Here is an 18,182-nt window from a genome sequence, read left to right on the forward strand (position 1 = left end):
GGATACCAGCGAGCGGTGAGACGCCCGCCCCTTCAGCCCGGCGTCGGCGGCTCGGGAAACGGCAACGGCCCGTCGCCGCGTCGCACCTCGAAGACGTTGAGGGTCATGGCCACCAGGGCGTAGTAGCCGAACACGCCGACCAGTTCGACCACCGCCGGCTCGCCGAGGGCCTCCACCGCCTCGGCGTAGAGCGCCTCACTGACGCGCCGGGTGGTGTAGAGCGAGCGCCCCAGGCGCACCACCAGCGCCTCGTCGTCGCGCTCGCAGTCCGGTTCCTGATCCTCTGTCAGGCCTTCCCGCAGCGCCTCGATCAGCGAGGCGGAGACGCCGGCCTCCCGGGCGATCGGCTCGTGGATCTGCCACTCCGCCTGGGACTGCCACCAGGACGCGGTGAACAGGATCGCCAGTTCGGTGAGCCGCAGCTCGAGCCGCGTGCCGTAGCGACAGAAGGCGCCCAGGCGCTGGGCGTGGTCGGCCAGCGCCGGGCTGTGAATCCAGGCCAGGAAGGGGCCGTCGAGGTTGCCGCGCGGGCCGCCGAGAATGGCGTCCAGCACGCGGCGCTGCTCGGGCGAGGCGGTGGCGTCATCGAGCGCCGGCAGACGCGAAGTGATCGACATGTCGAGCTCCTGTTTCATGAGGTCCTGATCAAGAAGGCCCAAGGACGGACCGGAGGGTCGCGTCGAGCTTGTCGACGATCTCGTCGAGCTGGCCGTCCTCGAGGATGAAGGGCGGCGCCAGCAGGATATGGTCGCCCCGACGGCCGTCGAGAGTGCCACCCATCGGATAGCACATCAGGCCGTGATCCATGGCCGTGCGCTTGATGGCGGCGTGCAGCTGGCGCTCGGGATCGAACGGGGTCTTGTCGGCCCGATCGGAGACCAGCTCGAGCCCGCGGAACAGCCCCCGGCCACGAATGTCGCCGACGCGGGGATGGTCGCCGAAGCGGGCCTCGAGACGCCGCTGGAGACCGTCGCCCAATTGCCGCACGCGGGGCAGCAGGTCGCGGGACTCGATGGCGCGCTGCACGGCCAGGGCCGCGGCGCAGGCGGTGGCATGGCCGATATAGGTGTGGCCGTGCTGGAAGAAGCCCGAGCCCTCGGCGATGGCCGAACGGATGCGCTCGCTGACCAGGGTCGCGCCGATCGGCTGGTAGCCCGCGCCCAGCCCCTTGGCGATGGTCACCAGGTCCGGCGCCACGCCCTCCTGCTCGGCGGCGAACAGGCTGCCGGTACGGCCCATGCCGCACATCACCTCGTCGAGGATCAAGAGGATGCCGTGGCGATCACAGATCTCGCGCACGCGCCGGAAATAGCCCGGCACGGCGGGCACCGCGCCGAGCGTCGCGCCCACCACCGGCTCGGCGACGAAGGCCATCACCGTCTCCGGCCCCAGGCGCTGGATCTCGTCCTCCAGCTCCCGCGCCAGCCGCTCGCCGTAGGCCTCCGGCGTCTCGCCCTCGGCCTGGCCGCGGTAGGCATAGCAGGGGCTGACGTGACTGACTCCCACCAGCAGCGGCTCGAACTGCCGCCGCCGCCAGGCATTGCCGCCGGTGGCCAGCGCCCCGAGGGTGTTGCCGTGGTAGCTCTGGCGCCGCGCGATCAGGTGACGGCGCTCGGGCTCGCCGCGCTCGATGACGTACTGGCGGGCCAGCTTCAGTGCCGCCTCCACCGCCTCGGAGCCGCCCGAAACGAAATAGACCGAGGACAGCCCCTCCGGCGCGCGCTCGATCAGGAAGTCGGCCAGCGCCTCCATCGGCTCGGTGGTGAAGAAGGCGCTGTGGGCGTAGGCCAGCTGGCCCACCTGCTCGCGCACCGCCTCGATCACCTCGGCGTCACTGTGCCCCAGGCAGGAGACCGCGGCGCCGCCGCAGGCGTCCAGGTACCGCCGTCCCTCGGCGTCGATCAGATAGGCCCCGTCGCCGCCGACGGCAGTGGGATAGGCGTGGGAGAGGTGACGATGGAAGACGTGGCTCATGCGACCCTCCTCGGGCCATATCGCAAACACATTTGCCATTCTGTTTAATAGCAAAGATATTTGCAACAAGTGCCGTCACCGCCCTGACGTCAGGTGCCGCGGCCGCTACAATGCCCTGCCGTTCTTCCCCGCGACCGGAGCCCACGCCCTTCATGACCGCCACCTCACCTTCTCGACCGGACGCACGCCTCGCGACCCTCGACGACCTCGAGCGTCTGCTCGCCGACCTCGAGGCGGGAGACGCCCAGCTGCGCCTGGGCCGGCGCTCGCGGCAGGTGCTCTCGGCGCTGGTCGGCATGCCCCAGCAGGCCGCGATGTCGTCGATCAGCGATCTGGCGGAGCGCCTCGGCGTCAGCCCCTCGACGCTCTCGCGGCTGGCCCAGCGTCTCGGCTTCGACGGCTTCGCCGGCCTGCAGGCGGTGTTCCGCCGCCACGTCACCGAGGGCGCCCACTTCTACAGCGAGCAGGTCTCGCGGCTGCTGGAGGGCGAGCAGGACGACGACGCCCTCGGCCGGCTGACCCGGCTGGGCCGCCAGGAGAGCGCCAACCTCGGCGATCTGGTGGCGGGGATGGACGGCGAGGCCTTGACCCGTGCCGCACGACGGCTGGCGGATGCCCGACGGGTGAGAATCCATGGCCGCCGCCAGTTCGCCTCACTGGCCTCGTTCATGGCCTACGGGCTCGGCATGCTGCGACCCGATGCGGCCACGCTGGACGCCGCCGGCCACGGCATCGCGGACGCCCTGGCCCAACTCGACGACAACGACGTGCTGGTGGTGATGAGCGCCTTCCCCTACACGCCGAGCGTGCTGACCGCCGCCCAGGTGGCGGCCCGCCAGGGCGTACCGGTGATCGCGCTGACCGATGCCGCCAGCTCGCCGCTGGCTCGCGCCGCCGACGAGCGCTTCGCGGTGCCCAACCACAGCCTGTTCTTCAGCAACGCCATGTGCGCCTTCATGCTGCTGACCGAAGGGCTGCTGAGCGAGGCAGCAGGCCTGCTGGGCGAGGCCGGGCTGGCCTCGCTCGAGCGCCGCGAGCGGATGATCGACGAGCTCGGCGACGCGCTGTAGCGCCCCGGACGCTTTCCTCGCACGCTCTCCCCGCACGCTCTCCCCAGAACGACGACGGCCCCGCGTCCGGCAAGACGCGGGGCCGTCGTCAGAAGCGCAGACGCTACGGAATCAGCACGGTCGAGCCGGTGGTCTTGCGGCCTGCCAGCGCCTCCTGAGCCTGGGCGGCCTCGGCGAGCGGATAGCGTTGACCGATGTCGATCACGACCTCGCCGCTTTCGATCCGGGCGAACAGGTCGGCGGCCATCGCTTCCAGTCGCTCTCGGGTATCGGCATAGCCGTTGAGGCTCGGGCGGGTCACGAACAGCGAGCCCTTCTGGTTGAGAATGCCGATGTTGACGCCCTCCACCGGGCCCGAGGCATTGCCGAAGCTGACCATCAGGCCACGCTGCTTCAGGCAGTCCAGCGAGGTCTCCCAGGTGTCCTTGCCCACCGAGTCGTAGACCACGTCGCACATGGCGCCCCCGGTCAGCTCGCGAACCCGCTCCACCACGTCCTCGCGGGTGGTGTCGATGGTCGCCCAGGCGCCGTTCTTCTCGGCCAGCGCCGCCTTCTCCGGCGAGCTCACCGTACCGATCAGCTTCACGCCCAGCGCCTTCGCCCACTGGCAGGCGATGGAGCCGACGCCGCCGGCCGCGGCGTGGAAGAGAATCGTCTCGCCGCCCTGGAGCGGGTAGGTCTGACGCAGCAGGTACTGCACGGTCAGGCCCTTGAGCATGGCCGCCGCCGCGGTCTCGGCATCGATGCCGTCGGGCAGCGTCACCACCTTCTCCGCCGGCAGCACGTGGCTCTCGGCGTAGGCACCCAGCGGCCCCTGGGCATAGGCCACGCGATCGCCCACCGCCAGGTGCTCGACGCCTTCGCCCACCGCCTCGACGACGCCCGCGCCCTCGGTACCGAGCCCCGACGGCAACGCCGGCGCCGGATACAGCCCGGTGCGGAAATAGATGTCGATGAAGTTCAGGCCCACCGCCTGATGGCGGACCCGCACCTCCCCGTGCCCCGGCTCGACGGGAGGGACGTCGACGAGCTCGAGGACCTCGGGCCCGCCGGTGCGGGCGAACTGGATGCGCTTGGCCATGTTGGATACCCTTAAACCGCTAATGAAGGAACCGTCAGTCAAACGCTACCTTACCGTGCGGTCAAGCGTCCCCGCGACCGACAGGGCTTGACAGCCCTGGAAGGCTCGGCGAAGAATGCAAAGTGTATACAGAAACATCACCAAAGTGACGACAGGAAGGATGCCGCTATGAAAGCTACCAACGCTACCTGGTTGCTCGCCGCCACCGCCCTGGCCGCGACCCTGACCGCCGCCCCCGCCATGGCCCAGGACGGCGAACAGTGCCAGCTGACCATCGAGGGCAACGACCAGATGCAGTTCAACCAGGACGCCATGAGCGTGCCGGCCAGCTGCGACGAGGTCACCGTGACGCTGGAGCACACCGGCCAGATGCAGGCCAGCGTGATGGGCCACAACTGGGTGCTCAGCGAGACGTCCGACGTTCAGGGCGTGGCCCAGGCCGGCATGAGCACCGGCCTCGAGAGCGACTATCTGCCGGCGGACGACGACCGCGTGCTGGCCGCCACCGACGTCATCGGCGGCGGCGAGAGCACCAGCGTCACCTTCGACACCGAAGGCCTGGCCGGTCGCGACCTGACCTTCTTCTGCTCCTTCCCGGGCCACTCCAGCCTGATGAAGGGCACCTTCACCGTCGAAGGGTGATCCCAGTGCGCGCCGCCAAGGCGGCGCGCCTCCCGCCTCAGTGCCGCGCCGACAGGGTGGCGGGGAAGTTCTCCAGGCCGTTCACGAAGCGCTGCTTGTAGTCGTCGAACTGCGCCCGGTCGCGCTTGAACGACTGCACCACGCCCTGCTCGTCCACCGTCAGCGTGCGCGGAAGGTCATCGAGCCCGGTGGCCGGATGACGCTTCGACAGCCCGATGCGTACGCCCGCCTTGCCGCTGAACCAGCGCTCGATACCGGCCTCGCGGAAGCGGGCTTCCTGCGTCTCGTCGGTGGCGTCCACGCGCAGCGGCGCGCGCATCGCCAGCTCGCCCACCAGCCGCATCGACGGCGCCTTCACCGTCTCGGTGTCGAGATCCGCCAGCTGCATCACGGTCATGCCCTCACCGGATTCGTCCAGCGCCAGCAGCGCCAGTGCCAGCGGCTTCCCTTGATCGTCGGCCAGCGCCAGCAGACGTGCGGCCTCCTGCGGAAACAGCACGCCCGTCACCCCGGCGAAGGTCACCAGCGGGGCGATGCCGGCGTCCTGGCCATAGGCCTCGGCGCACAGCCGCGCCAGACAGGCCTCACGCTGGGCCGCGTTCTTGATATGCACCACTTTCATCGCTTCCGGCTCTCCTTCATGACTGCCTTCGATGCCCGGCGCAGCCGAGCCTGAAAGCGCGCAGCCTAGCATAGACGCGCCCTTCGCTCTCGCCCCGCTCGGCACCGGGCAGCCAAACGGTCACGAGGCTGTCATCGAGTTTTCCTAATGTATTTGTCGCTCGCCGGCCGTCGGCACATGCACGGCCCGGGCCTTCTCTCAGCCAAGACTCGATGGACAAGGAGATTCCGATGCCACGCCTGTACGCTGGAGCACTGACCCTGGGAATGGCCGCCGCCGGCCTGTCGCTGTCCGCCCACGGGGCCACCGAGATCGCCTGGTGGCACGCCATGGGCGGCGAACTGGGCAACAAGGTCGACGAGATCGCCGCCGACTTCAACGCCTCCCAGGACGACTATGTCGTCGAGCCGTCCTTCCGTGGCAACTACTCGGAAACCATGACCGGCGCCATCGCCGCCTTCCGTGCCGGCGAGGCCCCGGCCATCGTGCAGATCTACGAGGTCGGCACCGCCACCATGATGAACGCCGAGGGCGCCATCGTGCCGGTCCACGAGCTGATGAGCGAGTCGGGCCAGGACGTCGATCCCGGCGCCTTCCTGCCCGCCGTGACCGGCTACTACACCGACGCCGACGGCCGCATGCTGTCCATGCCCTTCAATTCCTCGACACCGGTGGTCTACGTCAACCGCGACATCCTCGACCAGGCCGGCGTGGACGAGGTGCCGACCACCTGGCAGGGGCTCGGCGAGACCCTGGGCCGGATCGTCGATTCAGGCGCCGCCGAGTGCGGCATGACCACCACCTGGCCGTCCTGGATCCAGCTCGAGAACTTCTCGGCGCGCAACGACCTGCCCTTCGCCACCGAGCAGAACGGCTTCGGCGGGCTCGAGGCCCGCCTGAGCATCGCCGACACCGCCGCCGTCGATCACATCCAGCGCCTGGCCGACTGGCAGCAGGACGGCCGTTTCGACTACGGCGGCCGCTTCGACGATGCCGCCCCGGCCTTCTACACCGGCCGCTGCGCCATGCTGATGGCGTCCTCCGCCTCGCTGGCGGGCGTGCGCGCCAACGCCGAGGACTTCGACTTCTCCGTCGCCCCGCTGCCCTACGACAGCGACCTGGTCGACACGCCGCAGAACAGCATCATCGGCGGCGCCTCGCTGTGGGTGCTGGCCGGCAAGAGCGACGAGGTCTATCAGGGCGTGGCGCGCTTCTTCGACTATCTCTCTTCCGCCGAGGTCCAGGCCGACTGGCACCAGTTCTCCGGCTATCTGCCGATCACCCAGGCGGCCTACGAACTCGGCCAGCAGCAAGGCTTCTACGAGCAGAACCCGGGCAGCGCCGTGGCCATCGAGCAGATGACCGGCGTCACGCCCACGGCCAATTCCAAGGGGCTTCGCCTGGGCAACATGCCGCAGATCCGCGACGTCATCGAGGAGCAGCTGGAGCGCATCTTCAACGGCGACGCGAGCGCCGAGGAAGGCCTGAGCGAGGCCGTGCGCCGCGGCAACGAGCTGCTGGAACGCTTCCAGCAGGCCAACGGCTGACCCGCCTGGCCGGCGGCCCTGAGGCCCTGGCCGTTGTCCCATTGCCGGCGCGCCGTCCGGGCGCGCCGGCTTCCTTTCCTCTCCAGCGATAGACGACCATGGCGACCTTCCGGCATCACCGCGTCACGCCCTGGCTGCTGCTCGCCCCGCAGCTGGCCGTCGTGGCGATCTTCTTCTTCTGGCCCGCCGCCCAGGCCATGTTCCAGGCCTTCTACGTCGAGGACCCCTTCGGCCTCGGCCGTACCTTCGTCGCCTTCGAGAACTTCGCCCGGGTGCTGGCCTCGGCCGAGTACTACCGCGCGCTGGGCATCACCGTGACCTTCAGCGTCGCCGTGGCGCTGGGCGCCATGGCCCTGGCGCTGCTGTTGGCGGTGCTCGCCGATCGGGTGATCAAGGGCGCCGGCGCCTACAAGACCCTGCTGGTCTGGCCCTATGCGGTGGCGCCCGCGGTGGCGGGCGTGCTGTGGGGCTTCATGCTCGACCCCGAACTCGGCCTGGTCAGCGCCGGCCTGGGCGCGCTCGGCATCGACTGGAACCACCAGCTCAACGGCGGCCAGGCCATGGCACTGGTGGTGATGGCCTCGATCTGGAAACAGATGAGCTACAACTTCGTGTTCTTCCTCGCCGGCCTGCAGGCGATCCCGAAGAGCCTGCTGGAGGCCGCCGCCATCGACGGCGCCGGCCCCTGGCGGCGCTTCTGGACCGTCACCTTCCCGCTGCTGTCGCCGACCGCATTCTTCCTGCTGGTGATGAACAGCGTCTACGCCTTCTTCGAGACCTTCGGCACCATCGACGCCACCACCGCCGGCGGCCCCGGCGGTGCTACGCGCACCCTGGTCTACAAGGTCTTCGAGGACGGCTTCATCGGCTACGACCTGGGCGCCAGCGCCGCCCAGTCGGTGCTGCTGATGGGACTGGTGGGCCTGCTCACCCTGCTGCAGTTCCGCTACCTCGAGCGCAAGGTCCAGTACTGACACCGGAGAGACGCCCATGCGCTACCGCCGCCCCGGCCTGGACATCGCCAGCCATGCGCTGCTGATCCTGGCCCTGATCGCCTTCTGCCTGCCGGTGTGGCTGGCCATCACCGCCGCCACCCACGACCAGGCCTCGCTGTACACCGGCACCGCGCCGCTGTGGTTCGGCTCGGAAGGGCTCGACAACTTCCGCGCCGTGCTCACCGAACCGGTCGGCCGGCTGGGCACCGACGTCACCCGGCTGCTGCTCAATTCCACGGTCATGGCACTGGGCATCGCCGTCGGCAAGATCGCCATCGCCATCCTGGCCGCCTACGCCATCGTGTTCTTCCGCTTTCCGCTGCGTCGGCTGTGTTTCTGGCTGATCTTCATCACCCTGATGCTGCCGGTGGAAGTGCGCATCATGCCCACCTACAAGGTGGCGGCCGATCTGGGACTGCTGAACTCCTACGTGGGGCTGATCCTGCCGCTGATCGCCAGCGCCACGGCGACCTTCCTGTTCCGGCAGTTCTACCTCACCGTGCCGCCGGAGCTGCTGGAGGCCGCCCGGGTCGACGGCGCCGGCCCCTGGCGCTTCCTCAAGGACATCCTGCTGCCGCTGTCGACGACCAACATCGCCGCCCTGTTCGTGATCATGTTCCTCTATGGCTGGAACCAGTATCTCTGGCCGCTGCTGATCACCACCGAATCCGATCACATGACCATCGTGGTCAGCCTCAAGCGCCTGCTCTCCTCGGCCGACAACCTGGTCCCCTGGCAGACGGTCATGGCCACCGCCCTGCTGGCCATGCTGCCGCCGGTGGCGGTGATCGTGCTGATGCAGCGCTACTTCGTGAAGGGCCTGGTCGACGCCGAGAAATGACGCTTTCCAACGGACACGAGAGACGCCTATGGCCACGCTTCGCCTGAGCGCCCTGCGCAAGACCTATCCCAACGGTTTCACGGGCCTGCACGGCGCCGACCTCGAGATCGCCGACGGCGAGCTGATCGTGGTGGTCGGCCCCTCGGGCTGCGGCAAGTCCACCCTGCTGCGGATGCTCGCCGGGCTGGAATCGATCAGCGACGGCGAGCTCGTCATCGACGACCGCCGGGTGAACGACCTGGAGCCCGCCCAGCGCGACATCGCCATGGTGTTCCAGAACTACGCCCTCTACCCGCACATGAGCGTGGCCGACAACATGGCCTACGCGCTGAAGAACCGCGGCATACCGAAGGCCGAGCGCCGCCGCAAGGTGGAGGAAACGGCGCGCCTGATCGGCCTCGAGGACCTGCTCGACCGGCGCCCGAAACAGCTTTCCGGCGGCCAGCGCCAGCGGGTGGCCATGGGCCGCGCCATCGTCCGCGAGCCCCGGGTGTTCCTGTTCGACGAGCCGCTGTCGAACCTCGACGCCAAGCTGCGCGTGCAAATGCGCCTCGAGATCCGCCGCCTGCAGAAGCGCCTCGGCGTCACCGCGGTCTACGTCACCCACGATCAGGTCGAGGCCATGACCCTGGCCGACCGGCTGGTGGTGATGAACGGCGGGCGCATCGAGCAGGTCGGCACCCCGATGCATCTCTACGAGCGCCCCGCCAGCCGCTTCGTGGCCGGCTTCATCGGCTCGCCGGCGATGAACTTTCTCGGCGCCCGTCTCGATGCCCGCCGCGCGGGCGACACCTTGACGCTGCCCTGCGGTACCCGGCTGGCCGCCCCCTTGCCCGCATCGGCAACCGCCGGCGAAGCTCCGGTCTGCCTGGGCATCCGCCCGGAACATCTGACCGTGGTGCCCGAAGTCGACGTCATCGACGGCGACCTGTCCGTCCGGGTCGAGCTGGTCGAGCCGCTGGGCGCCGACACCCTCGTCCATGCCCGGCTCGAAGGCCAGGACGATCTGGTGGTGGCGCGCGTCGACGGTATCCGCGCGGTGGCCGAAGGCGATAGGCTGGCCCTGCGGCCGGATGCCGGCCGCCTGCATCTCTTCGCCCCCGACACAGGGCGGCGCCTGGACCCCCTGGAGCCCGAATGCCAGCACTCGACCTTCCCCGCCTGATCGCCCATCGCGGCCTCTCCGCCCGCGCCCCCGAGAACACCCTGGCGGCGGTGCGCGCGGCCCATGCGGCCGGCATCATCTGGGTCGAGCTCGACGTGCAGCTGCTCGGCGACGGCACGCCGGTGATCTGGCACGACCGCGACGTGTCGCGCTGCTCGGACGGCCGCGGCCGGCTGGCGGCCATGGACCTGGCCGCGGCCCGACGGCTGGACACGGGCGCCTGGTTCGCCCCCGCCTTTGCCGGCGAGAGAATGGCCACCCTCGACGCGATGCTCGTGCTGATCGCCGAACTCGGCATGGGCGTGAATCTGGAGCTCAAGGTCAACCGCGGCCACGACCCGGTGGCGCTGGCCGAAGCCGCCGTGCCCACGCTGATGGAGGCACTGCCCTACGAGCGTCGGCTGGTGTCGTCCTTCGACGAGCGGGCGCTGAGGGTCAGTCGCGCGCTGGCCGGCCCCGAACGGTTGGCCCTGGGGGCGCTGTTCGACCGCGTGCCCCGGGACTGGCAGTCCCGCACCGAGGCGCTGCAGGCCGTCAGCGTGCACGCCAACTGGAAACCGTTGAAGGCGGAGCGGGCCCGGGCCATCAAGGCCGCCGGCCACGCGCTGGTCTGCTACACCGCCAACGACCCGGCCGCCTTCGCCCCACGCTGGGACTGGGGCGTCAATACGGTGATCAGCGACGACCCCACGCGTTTTCGCTGAGCCTCGCACGGCGGTCGGTCTGCGCGTCGATAGTCTCGAACCCGGCGGGCCCTCTCACCGGCGCCATCACCTTTCTGTCATGTCTCGCTGATACAACGGCAACTCGATGACAAGCACCGTGACTCTGGAGATATGTGATGCGACGTTCTTTCCTGCTGGCCGGCATGGCCTGCCTGCCCTTCTTATCGGTCACTGCGCAGGCCGATTCGCTCGGCAACCTTGCCTTTTCGGATACGACGCCTGTCACCGCCGGCATGACGCAGCAGGATGCCTACACCATCGTGGGCGATCGCGACCTGATGGCCATGGAGGCCATCAGCGCCAACGGGCATGCCAATGCCATCATCGAAATTCCGGCGGGAACGTCCGCCAAGTGGGAAGTGAGCAAGGACGATCCGCATGCCGTTTACTGGGAATATGAAGACGGTGCTCCGCGCGTCGTCGACTACCTGGGCTATCCCGGCAATTACGGCGCCATTCCCGGCACGGCCCTGCCGAAAGAGCTGGGCGGTGATGGGGATCCTCTGGATGTCATCGTCCTCGGCCAGGCCATCCCGCGCGGTGAGGTGGCCGAGGTAAGCGTCATCGGTGTGCTCAAGATGCTGGACGACGGCGAACAGGACGACAAGCTCATTGCGGTACTGGCGCACGACTCGCCGTTTTCCCACGTCGAGACGATCGAACAGCTGGACCGCGAATTCCCCGGCGTGAGTCGGATCATCGACCTGTGGTTCGCCAATTACAAAGGGCCGGACGGTGGCATGGAAGGCCTCGGCTACGAGGACGCCGACGTCGCCCTGAACGTGTTGGAAACGGCAGCGGAGAACTTCCAGCAGCAGCCGTGACCCCAGCTCGGCGCCTCGAACGACGGCCCATGGATCGACCATGCCGGATCGGGTGGCCGGGCGCCGCCCATCCGGCATGGCTATCCGGCTCCCGAGCCCCCGGGGCCGGATCCCCGAACCTTCCTTACCACCCGGCGCCCGAGCCAAGACTCGAAGCGCTGAACGGATAAGACCTCGGTCCATCGCCACAGGCGTGCGTGCCATCAACGTGCGCCGAACCGCGGCGAATGCGCCACGGTATATTCATTCCCCCCTCATCACGGACCCGATCAGCGCCTCGATGGCGGCCGGGTCGAGATGTTCCTCCAGGGTATCGGCCAGCCGGTCGAGCTGACGCTCGCGGTGGGCGGCCAGATCCACGGCCGCGCCCTCGCCGGCAAGTCCCAGCATGGCCAGCAGTGCGGCCGCCGCCGGCGCCTCGTCGAACAGGCCGTGCAGGTAGGTGCCCATCACCTGGCCGTCCTCGCTCACCGCGCCGTCCGGGCGGCCGTTCAGGTCGAGCAGCGGCCGCGCCAGCGCCGGGCCCTCGCTGACGCCGTTGTGAATCTCGTAGCCACTCACCGCCACGCCTTCGCCGGCCGGGGTGCCCGCATGAAGGGCCGTGAGCGTGCCGCGCACGTTGCGCAGCTGCTTGCCGGCCACCATGCGGGTGCGCATCGCCAGCAGCCCCAACCCCGGCACGCTGCCGGCCTCGCCCTCCAGGCCGTCCGGGTCGTCGATGGCCTCGCCGAGCATCTGGAAGCCGCCGCAGATGCCGAGCACCCGCCCGCCGTAGCGCAGGTGGCGGCGGATCGCCGGTTCCCAGCCCTCGCGGCGCAGCCAGGCCAGGTCGCTGGCGGTGCTCTTGCTGCCGGGCAGCAGGATGACGTCGGCGGGCGGCATGGCCTGGCCCGGCCCGACCAGCGTCAGCTCGACCCGCGGATGCAGGCGCAGCGCGTCGAGATCGGTGTGGTTGCTGATCCGCGGCAGCGCCGGCACCACCACGCGCAGCCCCGGCGCCTCGGCGGCGCTCTCGGTCAGCCCCAGTCCGTCCTCGGCGTCCAGCAGCAGGCCGTTCAGGTGCGGCAGCACGCCGGTCACCGGCTTGCCGGTGCGCTCGGTGAGCCAGTCCAGTCCCGGCTCGAGCAGCGCGATGTCGCCGCGGAAGCGATTGATCACGAGCCCGGTGGTACGCGCGCGCTCGGATGCGCTCAGCAGCTCCAGGGTGCCCACCAGCTGGGCGAAGACGCCGCCGCGGTCGATGTCGGCCACCAGCCATACCGGGCAGTCCACCGACTCGGCGAAGCCCATATTGGCGATATCATTGGCACGAAGATTGATTTCAGCAGGACTCCCCGCCCCCTCCGCAATGACGAGATCATGGCGTGAAGTCAGCCTCTCCCAGGCCGCCAGCACGGTCTCCCGGGCCTGGCGCTTGAAGGCGTGGTAATCCAGCGCGTCCATGTGGCCGTGGACCCGACCGTCGAGGATCACCTGGGCGCCGCGGTCGGTCTCGGGCTTGAGCAGCACCGGATTCATGTCGGCGTGGGGCGCGAGGCCACAGGCCGCCGCCTGCAGCGCCGTGGAGCGGCCGATCTCGCCGCCCTCCGGCGTCACCGCGCTGTTCAGCGCCATGTTCTGGGGCTTGAAGGGCGCCACCGACACGCCGCGCCGCGCCAGCAGACGGCACAGCCCCGCCACCACCGTGCTCTTGCCGGCGTCCGAGGTGGTGCCCTGGATCATCAGCGCCTTCATCGCTCGCCCTCCCGCGCCGAGAGTGCCTCGAACAGCGCCGGCGCATCGGCCGCTTCTCCCCAGCCGTTGCCGTGCACTCGCTCGGCCAGCGGCAGGCGCTGGCGCCAGCCGGCGCGGGCCAGTTCGGGGCGGTCGAGGAACTCGTCGACGTAGCCCAGGCACAGGTAGGCGAGCGGATAGACACTCTCCGGCAGGCCCAGCACTTCGGCCAGCTCGTCCTGATCGAGGATGCTGACCCAGCCCACACCGATGCCCTCGGCCCGGGCCGCCAGCCACAGGTTCTGGACCGCCAGGCAGGTGCTGAACAGGTCCATCTCGACGATGCTCTGGCGGCCCAGCACGTGCTCGCCGCCGCGGCTGCGGTCGCAGGTGATGCACAGGTTGAGCGGGCTCTCGAGGATGCCCTCCAGCTTGAGGCGGCGATACAGCGCGCCGCGCTCGCCGCTGTGGGCCTCGGCCGCCCTGGCGTTCTCGCGCTCGAAGATGGCGTGCACGCGTTCGCGCACCGCGCGGTCGTCGATCAGCAGGAAGTCCCAGGGCTGCATGAAGCCCACCGAGGGCGCGTGGTGGGCGGCCTCGAGCAGCCGCGCCAGCACCTCGGAGGGGATTGGATCCGGGCGGAACTGGGCGCGCACGTCGCGACGCTCGAAGATGGCCCGGTAGAGGCCCTCGCGCTGCGCCTCGGGGAAGGCGTGATCGGGTCGCCCGGTCGGGTCTGCCATGCGGCGGTCTCCTGGAAAGGTCGATAGTGAGGTGGCTGGCGTGGCAGCGGGACGAAAGCAAGGCTAAAGCGAGCCTGAAAGTCGGCGAGCGAAGGCTAGACAAGGCAAAAATCAGCGAAAAGCCGGAGTTTAGGGGCCCTAAATGAGGACTTTGAGCTGATTTTTAACGCCGTATTGCCGAGCGCAGCCACTTATCAGGCCGGCCTAGAGTTCGACGCCTTTCTGAGCCTTGACCCCCTGATCCTTGAAGGCATGCTTGACCACCTTCATCTCGGTCACGGTGTCGGCCAGCTCGATCAGCGCCTCGGGGGCGTGACGGCCGGTGACCACGGCGTGCTGCATGGCCGGGCGCCCCTGGAGGTCGTCGAGCACCCGGTCGAGCTCCAGATAGCCGTGGCGCAGGGCGATATTGAGCTCGTCGAACAGCACCAGGGCATAGTCCGGGTCGGCCAGCATGCGGCTGGCCTCGGCCCAGGCCGCCTCGGCGGCGCGCACGTCGCGCTCGCGATCCTGGGTGTCCCAGGTGTAGCCCTCGCCCATGACGTGGTAGTCCACGCCCGGCAGCGAGCGATAGAAGGCCTCCTCGCCGGTCTGGAACTTGCCCTTGATGAACTGCACCACGCCGACCTTCATGCCGTGGCCCAGGGCGCGTGCGACCATGCCGAAGCCGGAGCTGCTCTTGCCCTTGCCGGGGCCGGTGAGCACCAGCAGCACGCCCTGCTCCTTGTCGGCGGCTTTGATCCGCTCGTTCATGATCTTCTGCTTGTGGGCCATGCGCACCGCATGGCGCTCGGGGTCGACGTGCTTCATCGAGTTCTCCAGCGATCGAGGGAATAGCGTGATGGTTCTGGGAGAATGCCGGGAACAAGCCTACGCGGAGACGCGATGAATACATCCTTGTAGCTCCCGACGCCATCCCTGGCGCAGGAGCTCCGCTGCGGCTTGTCCCCTATATCAATCATTCGATAGGCCCTGGCAGCAGCGGCGTACGCGCCAGCAGATAGACGTCCATGATCCAGCCATGGCGCTCGCGCAGCGCGGCACGGCGCTCGACGATGGCGGGGCCGACCTCGGCCAGCGGGCCGTCGATCAGGCACTGCTTGTCCATGCCGAGATAGGCGCCCCACCAGATATGCAGGCCCTCCGGGGCCAGCGTCTGGAAGGCGCCGCCGGCATCCAGCATCACCGCCACGCTGGCGGCGTCACCCGGCCAGCCGCGCTCGCGCAGGCGCCGCCCGGTGGTGATCTGCACCGGCTCGGCCAGGGCATTCAAGGGGATGCGATGCTCGGCGGTCAGCACCTGCAGGCTGGTGATGCCCGGCACCACCTCCACCTCGAGCGCCATGCCACTATCTTGCTCTGGCCCTTTCAGGCGCGCGGCGATGCGCAGGCTGCTGTCGTAGAGCGAGGGATCGCCCCAGATCAGCATCGCGACCCGCCCGCCCTCGGGCAGGCGCTGCGTCATCTGCCCATGCCAGGTCTCGGCGATCGCCGCATGCCAGTCGTCCACCGCGCCCAGGTAGTCGTCGCGGCCGTCGCGACGGGGCAGGTCGAACTCCACCACCCGGGTGAGCGCAGTCTCGTCGAGCAGTTGGCGGCACAGCAGGCGACGCAGGTCGACCAGGTCCGAGCGGGCCTCGCCCTTGCGCGGCAGCAGGATCAGCTCGGCCTCGCGCAGCACGCGCACCCCGGCCAGGGTGATGTGATCGGGGTTGCCGGTGCCGATGCCGATCAGCGACAGATGAATCATGCGCCGCCCTCTCGTGCCGCGCGCTCTTCCTCAAAGGCGCCGCCTTCGGCGAAGGGCGAGTCCGCCGACTGGGGCCGGAAGCGGCGGTCGTAGCCGATGGCGTAGAGGCAGCTGTCGTCGAAGTCGTCACTGGCCAGCGCCGGACCGACCAGGATCAGGGCGGTGCGGTTCATGGCCGGATCGAGGCGCGCGGCGATGGTGTCGAGCCGCCCGCGGATCACCTTCTGGTCGGGCCAGCTGGCGCGCCAGACGATGGCCACCGGGCAGTCATCGCCGTAGCGGGGCGCGAGCTCCGCCACCACCTGCTGCAGATTGTGAATCGACAGATGGATCGCCAGCGTCGCCCCGGTGCGCGCGAAGTTGGCCAGGGTCTCGCCATCCGGCATGGCGCTGGCGCGGCCCGGCGTGCGGGTCAGTACCACCGACTGCGCCACGCCCGGCAGCGTCAGCTCCTGGCCGAGGGTGGCGGCGGCCGCGGCGAAGGCCGGCACCCCGGGCGTGATGGCATAGGGAATACCCAGCGCGCGCAGCCGGCGCAGCTGCTCGCCCATGGCCGACCACACCGACAGGTCGCCGGAATGCAGCCGGGCCACGTCCTGGCCCGCCGCGTGGGCCGCGGCAATCTCGTCGACGATCTCGTCGAGGGACAGCGGCGCGGTATTGATGATCCGGGCGTCCGCCGGGCAGTGGTCGAGGATCGCCTCGGGCACCAGCGAACCGGCGTAGAGGCACACCGGACTGGCGGCGATCAGGTCGCGCCCGCGCAGGGTCAAGAGATCCGGCGCGCCGGGGCCGGCACCGATGAAATGAACGGTCATGTCGTGTCTCCTGCCGGGGTGTCGCTTGTCTTGATGTCTCTTGCCGGCGCGTCTTGTGTAAGCGCTGCGCTGGCCATCGCGGCGGTGGCGCATCGATCCCGGGAAACCCTCCGCGGGCCGAGCAGCTCGCCGCTCGGGCCCGCCGCCAGTACCGCCACGGCCTCGGCGACGCTGCCGGTGCCGCGGGCCCGCCGGCTGTGCGGGGAGCGGGTCAGCGTCTCGGCCGAGGCCAGCGCCGCGTCGGGCACGGCGAGGGTCTCGAGGCCCCGCGCCTCGCCAAGGGCCTGAACAGCTGGCCGCATGCTGTCGGCCGCCGCCAGCCGGTCGGCCGGGCCGTGGCGAGCCTCGAGCCGCTCCAGCGCCTCGGCCAGCGAGGCGAGCGTGGCCGAGCGGCGCATGCCGAAGCCCGCGATTCTCATCCCGCCGTTCATTTCGCCATTCATTTCGCTATTCATTTCACGACCCGCCACTGCACGATGGGATAGGCGGCCTTCCAGCCGCGGCGGCTGCCGAGGGCGGTCGCCGCCGACAGCTCCAGGCGCACCAGCTCGCCGCCGAGTTCGCGCTGCCGCTGGGCCAGCAGCGCCTCGGATTCGAGCGTCACCGCGTTGGCCACCAGCCGCGTGCCCGCCGGCAGGCGCAGCCACAGCGCGTCGAGCAGCGCCTCGGAAAGCCCGCCGCCGATGAAGACCGCATCCGGCGACGGCGCATCCGCAAGCTCATCCGCCAGCAGCGCCGCGGCGTCGCCCTCGACCACCTCGAGCCAGTCGACGCCGAGTTCCCGGGCGTTGTGGCGGGCGCGCTCGGCCCGCTCGGCATCGCGCTCGAGGCCCAGGGCGCGGTTGTCCGGGTGGGCCAGCAGCCACTCGATGGCCACCGAGCCGGAGCCGGTACCGATGTCCCACAGACGCTCGCCCGGCATCGGGGCCAGGGCGGCCAGCGTGGCGGCGCGCACCGCCTGCTTGGTGATCTGGCCGTCGTGAGAAAACCATCCATCCGGCCGCCCGGGCGTCAGCGGCAGCGCCGGCCCGTCGCCGGCAACCTCGAGCCCCACCGCCACCGGATGGGCGATGTCGTCCGGCAGCTCGGCGTCGGCACGCAGGCAGCGCACGCGTTCTTCATCGCCGCCCAGGGCCTCCAACACATGAAGTTGGCTAGCGCCGAAGCCCACGCGCCCGAGCCAGTCGGCCAGCGCGGCCACCGCCGGGCCGTCGCGCAGCAGCACCAGCAGCCGGCGACCGCGATGCAGGTGCGGGCGCAGGCGCGTCAGCGGCCGGGCATGCAGGCCGAGGCAGGTCACGCCCTCCAGCGACCAGCCGAGCCTCGATGCCGCCAGGCTGAAGGTCGAGGGCGTCGGCAGCGAGCGCCATTCGCCCGGCGCGAGATGCCGCGCCAGGGTAGTGCCGGCGCCGAACCAGAAAGGGTCGCCGGAGGCCAGCATCACCGTGCGCCGGCCGCGCTCGGCCAGCAGTTCGGGAATGCCGTCGGCGAAGGGTACCGGCCACTCGCGCACCTCGGCGGCGAGCGGCGGCAGCAAGCGCAGATGGCGCCGGGCGCCGAACACCACCTCGGCGGCCTGAAGCGCCTCGCGGCTTGCCGGCGTGAGCCCGGCCGTGCCACTCTCGCCCCAGCCCACCACCGTCAGCCAGGGAGCGTCGTCCGCGTCAGTCAT

General features: G+C 69.9%; 19 protein-coding genes. 8 read left to right on the plus strand and 11 right to left on the minus strand.

Annotated elements, in window-relative coordinates; all coding sequences use genetic code 11:
* Positions 1–32: 32 nt before the first annotated feature.
* Entirely contained in the window at positions 33–617 is a 585-nt protein-coding gene (locus tag CVH10_RS12380; protein WP_106488841.1) for a carboxymuconolactone decarboxylase family protein, read from the minus strand.
* 28 nt (positions 618–645) lie between these two features.
* Positions 646–1,974, minus strand: a complete 1,329-nt coding sequence (locus CVH10_RS12385; RefSeq protein WP_106488842.1) for an aspartate aminotransferase family protein — start codon at positions 1,972–1,974, stop codon at positions 646–648.
* A gap of 152 nt (positions 1,975–2,126) precedes the next feature.
* On the opposite strand from CVH10_RS12385, the gene CVH10_RS12390 reads away from it, so the two are divergent.
* Positions 2,127–3,044, plus strand: a complete 918-nt coding sequence (locus tag CVH10_RS12390) for a MurR/RpiR family transcriptional regulator (protein ID WP_106488843.1) — start codon at positions 2,127–2,129, stop codon at positions 3,042–3,044.
* Between the two features lie 103 nt (positions 3,045–3,147).
* Here CVH10_RS12390 and CVH10_RS12395 read toward each other — a convergent pair whose 3' ends face one another.
* Entirely contained in the window at positions 3,148–4,125 is a 978-nt protein-coding gene (locus CVH10_RS12395) for an NADPH:quinone reductase (RefSeq protein ID WP_106488844.1), read from the minus strand.
* A gap of 168 nt (positions 4,126–4,293) precedes the next feature.
* On the opposite strand from CVH10_RS12395, the gene azu reads away from it, so the two are divergent.
* Complete coding sequence (gene azu / locus CVH10_RS12400) at positions 4,294–4,767, plus strand: azurin (RefSeq protein WP_035599124.1); 474 nt, start codon at positions 4,294–4,296, stop codon at positions 4,765–4,767.
* A gap of 37 nt (positions 4,768–4,804) precedes the next feature.
* Here azu and CVH10_RS12405 read toward each other — a convergent pair whose 3' ends face one another.
* Positions 4,805–5,389: a hypothetical protein gene (locus CVH10_RS12405; RefSeq protein WP_106488845.1), complete on the minus strand. Its 585-nt coding sequence runs from the start codon at positions 5,387–5,389 to the stop codon at positions 4,805–4,807.
* 230 nt (positions 5,390–5,619) lie between these two features.
* Here CVH10_RS12405 and ugpB point away from each other — a divergent pair, with 230 nt between their 5' ends.
* The 6 genes from ugpB to CVH10_RS12435 all read left to right on the plus strand — a co-directional run bounded on the left by ugpB (position 5,620) and on the right by CVH10_RS12435 (position 11,486).
* Positions 5,620–6,936 (plus strand): sn-glycerol-3-phosphate ABC transporter substrate-binding protein UgpB, encoded by a 1,317-nt coding sequence (ugpB, locus tag CVH10_RS12410; protein WP_106488846.1) that lies wholly within the window; start codon positions 5,620–5,622, stop codon positions 6,934–6,936.
* Between the two features lie 98 nt (positions 6,937–7,034).
* Entirely contained in the window at positions 7,035–7,910 is an 876-nt protein-coding gene (gene ugpA / locus CVH10_RS12415) for a sn-glycerol-3-phosphate ABC transporter permease UgpA (RefSeq protein WP_035599132.1), read from the plus strand.
* Positions 7,911–7,926: 16 nt separating this feature from the next.
* On the plus strand, positions 7,927–8,772 hold the full coding sequence (gene ugpE, locus CVH10_RS12420) for a sn-glycerol-3-phosphate ABC transporter permease UgpE (RefSeq protein WP_106488847.1): 846 nt from the start codon (positions 7,927–7,929) through the stop codon (positions 8,770–8,772).
* Positions 8,773–8,800: 28 nt separating this feature from the next.
* The gene (locus CVH10_RS12425) at positions 8,801–9,937 is read left to right on the plus strand and encodes a sn-glycerol-3-phosphate import ATP-binding protein UgpC (RefSeq protein ID WP_106488848.1); all 1,137 of its coding nucleotides are present in this window, start codon (positions 8,801–8,803) and stop codon (positions 9,935–9,937) included.
* Positions 9,910–10,641, plus strand: a complete 732-nt coding sequence (locus CVH10_RS12430) for a glycerophosphodiester phosphodiesterase family protein (protein WP_106488849.1) — start codon at positions 9,910–9,912, stop codon at positions 10,639–10,641. The genes CVH10_RS12425 and CVH10_RS12430 overlap by 28 nt, the downstream gene beginning before the upstream one ends.
* A gap of 137 nt (positions 10,642–10,778) precedes the next feature.
* Positions 10,779–11,486, plus strand: a complete 708-nt coding sequence (locus CVH10_RS12435; RefSeq protein WP_106488850.1) for an inorganic diphosphatase — start codon at positions 10,779–10,781, stop codon at positions 11,484–11,486.
* Between the two features lie 243 nt (positions 11,487–11,729).
* On the opposite strand, the gene CVH10_RS12440 is transcribed toward CVH10_RS12435, so the two are convergent.
* The 7 genes from CVH10_RS12440 to cbiE all read right to left on the minus strand — a co-directional run bounded on the left by CVH10_RS12440 (position 11,730) and on the right by cbiE (position 18,182).
* Complete coding sequence (locus CVH10_RS12440; RefSeq protein WP_106488851.1) at positions 11,730–13,220, minus strand: cobyric acid synthase; 1,491 nt, start codon at positions 13,218–13,220, stop codon at positions 11,730–11,732.
* The gene (bluB, locus tag CVH10_RS12445) at positions 13,217–13,942 is read right to left on the minus strand and encodes a 5,6-dimethylbenzimidazole synthase (protein ID WP_106488852.1); all 726 of its coding nucleotides are present in this window, start codon (positions 13,940–13,942) and stop codon (positions 13,217–13,219) included. Before bluB ends, CVH10_RS12440 begins: the two co-directional genes overlap by 4 nt.
* Positions 13,943–14,146: 204 nt before the next feature.
* Positions 14,147–14,752: a cob(I)yrinic acid a,c-diamide adenosyltransferase gene (gene cobO / locus CVH10_RS12450; RefSeq protein WP_106488853.1), complete on the minus strand. Its 606-nt coding sequence runs from the start codon at positions 14,750–14,752 to the stop codon at positions 14,147–14,149.
* 148 nt (positions 14,753–14,900) lie between these two features.
* A complete protein-coding gene (cobF, locus tag CVH10_RS12455) occupies positions 14,901–15,692 on the minus strand; it encodes a precorrin-6A synthase (deacetylating) (RefSeq protein ID WP_106488854.1) in 792 nt (263 codons plus the stop codon).
* Entirely contained in the window at positions 15,689–16,510 is an 822-nt protein-coding gene (cobM, locus tag CVH10_RS12460) for a precorrin-4 C(11)-methyltransferase (protein WP_106488855.1), read from the minus strand. Before cobM ends, cobF begins: the two co-directional genes overlap by 4 nt.
* Positions 16,507–16,929 (minus strand): cobalamin biosynthesis protein, encoded by a 423-nt coding sequence (locus CVH10_RS12465; RefSeq protein ID WP_106488889.1) that lies wholly within the window; start codon positions 16,927–16,929, stop codon positions 16,507–16,509. The genes cobM and CVH10_RS12465 overlap by 4 nt, the downstream gene beginning before the upstream one ends.
* A gap of 32 nt (positions 16,930–16,961) precedes the next feature.
* Positions 16,962–18,182 (minus strand): precorrin-6y C5,15-methyltransferase (decarboxylating) subunit CbiE, encoded by a 1,221-nt coding sequence (cbiE, locus tag CVH10_RS12470; RefSeq protein WP_219924703.1) that lies wholly within the window; start codon positions 18,180–18,182, stop codon positions 16,962–16,964.

The sequence above is a fragment of the Halomonas sp. ND22Bw genome, assembly GCF_003011945.1.
In the GTDB taxonomy this organism is placed as follows: Bacteria; Pseudomonadota; Gammaproteobacteria; order Pseudomonadales; family Halomonadaceae; genus Halomonas; species Halomonas halophila.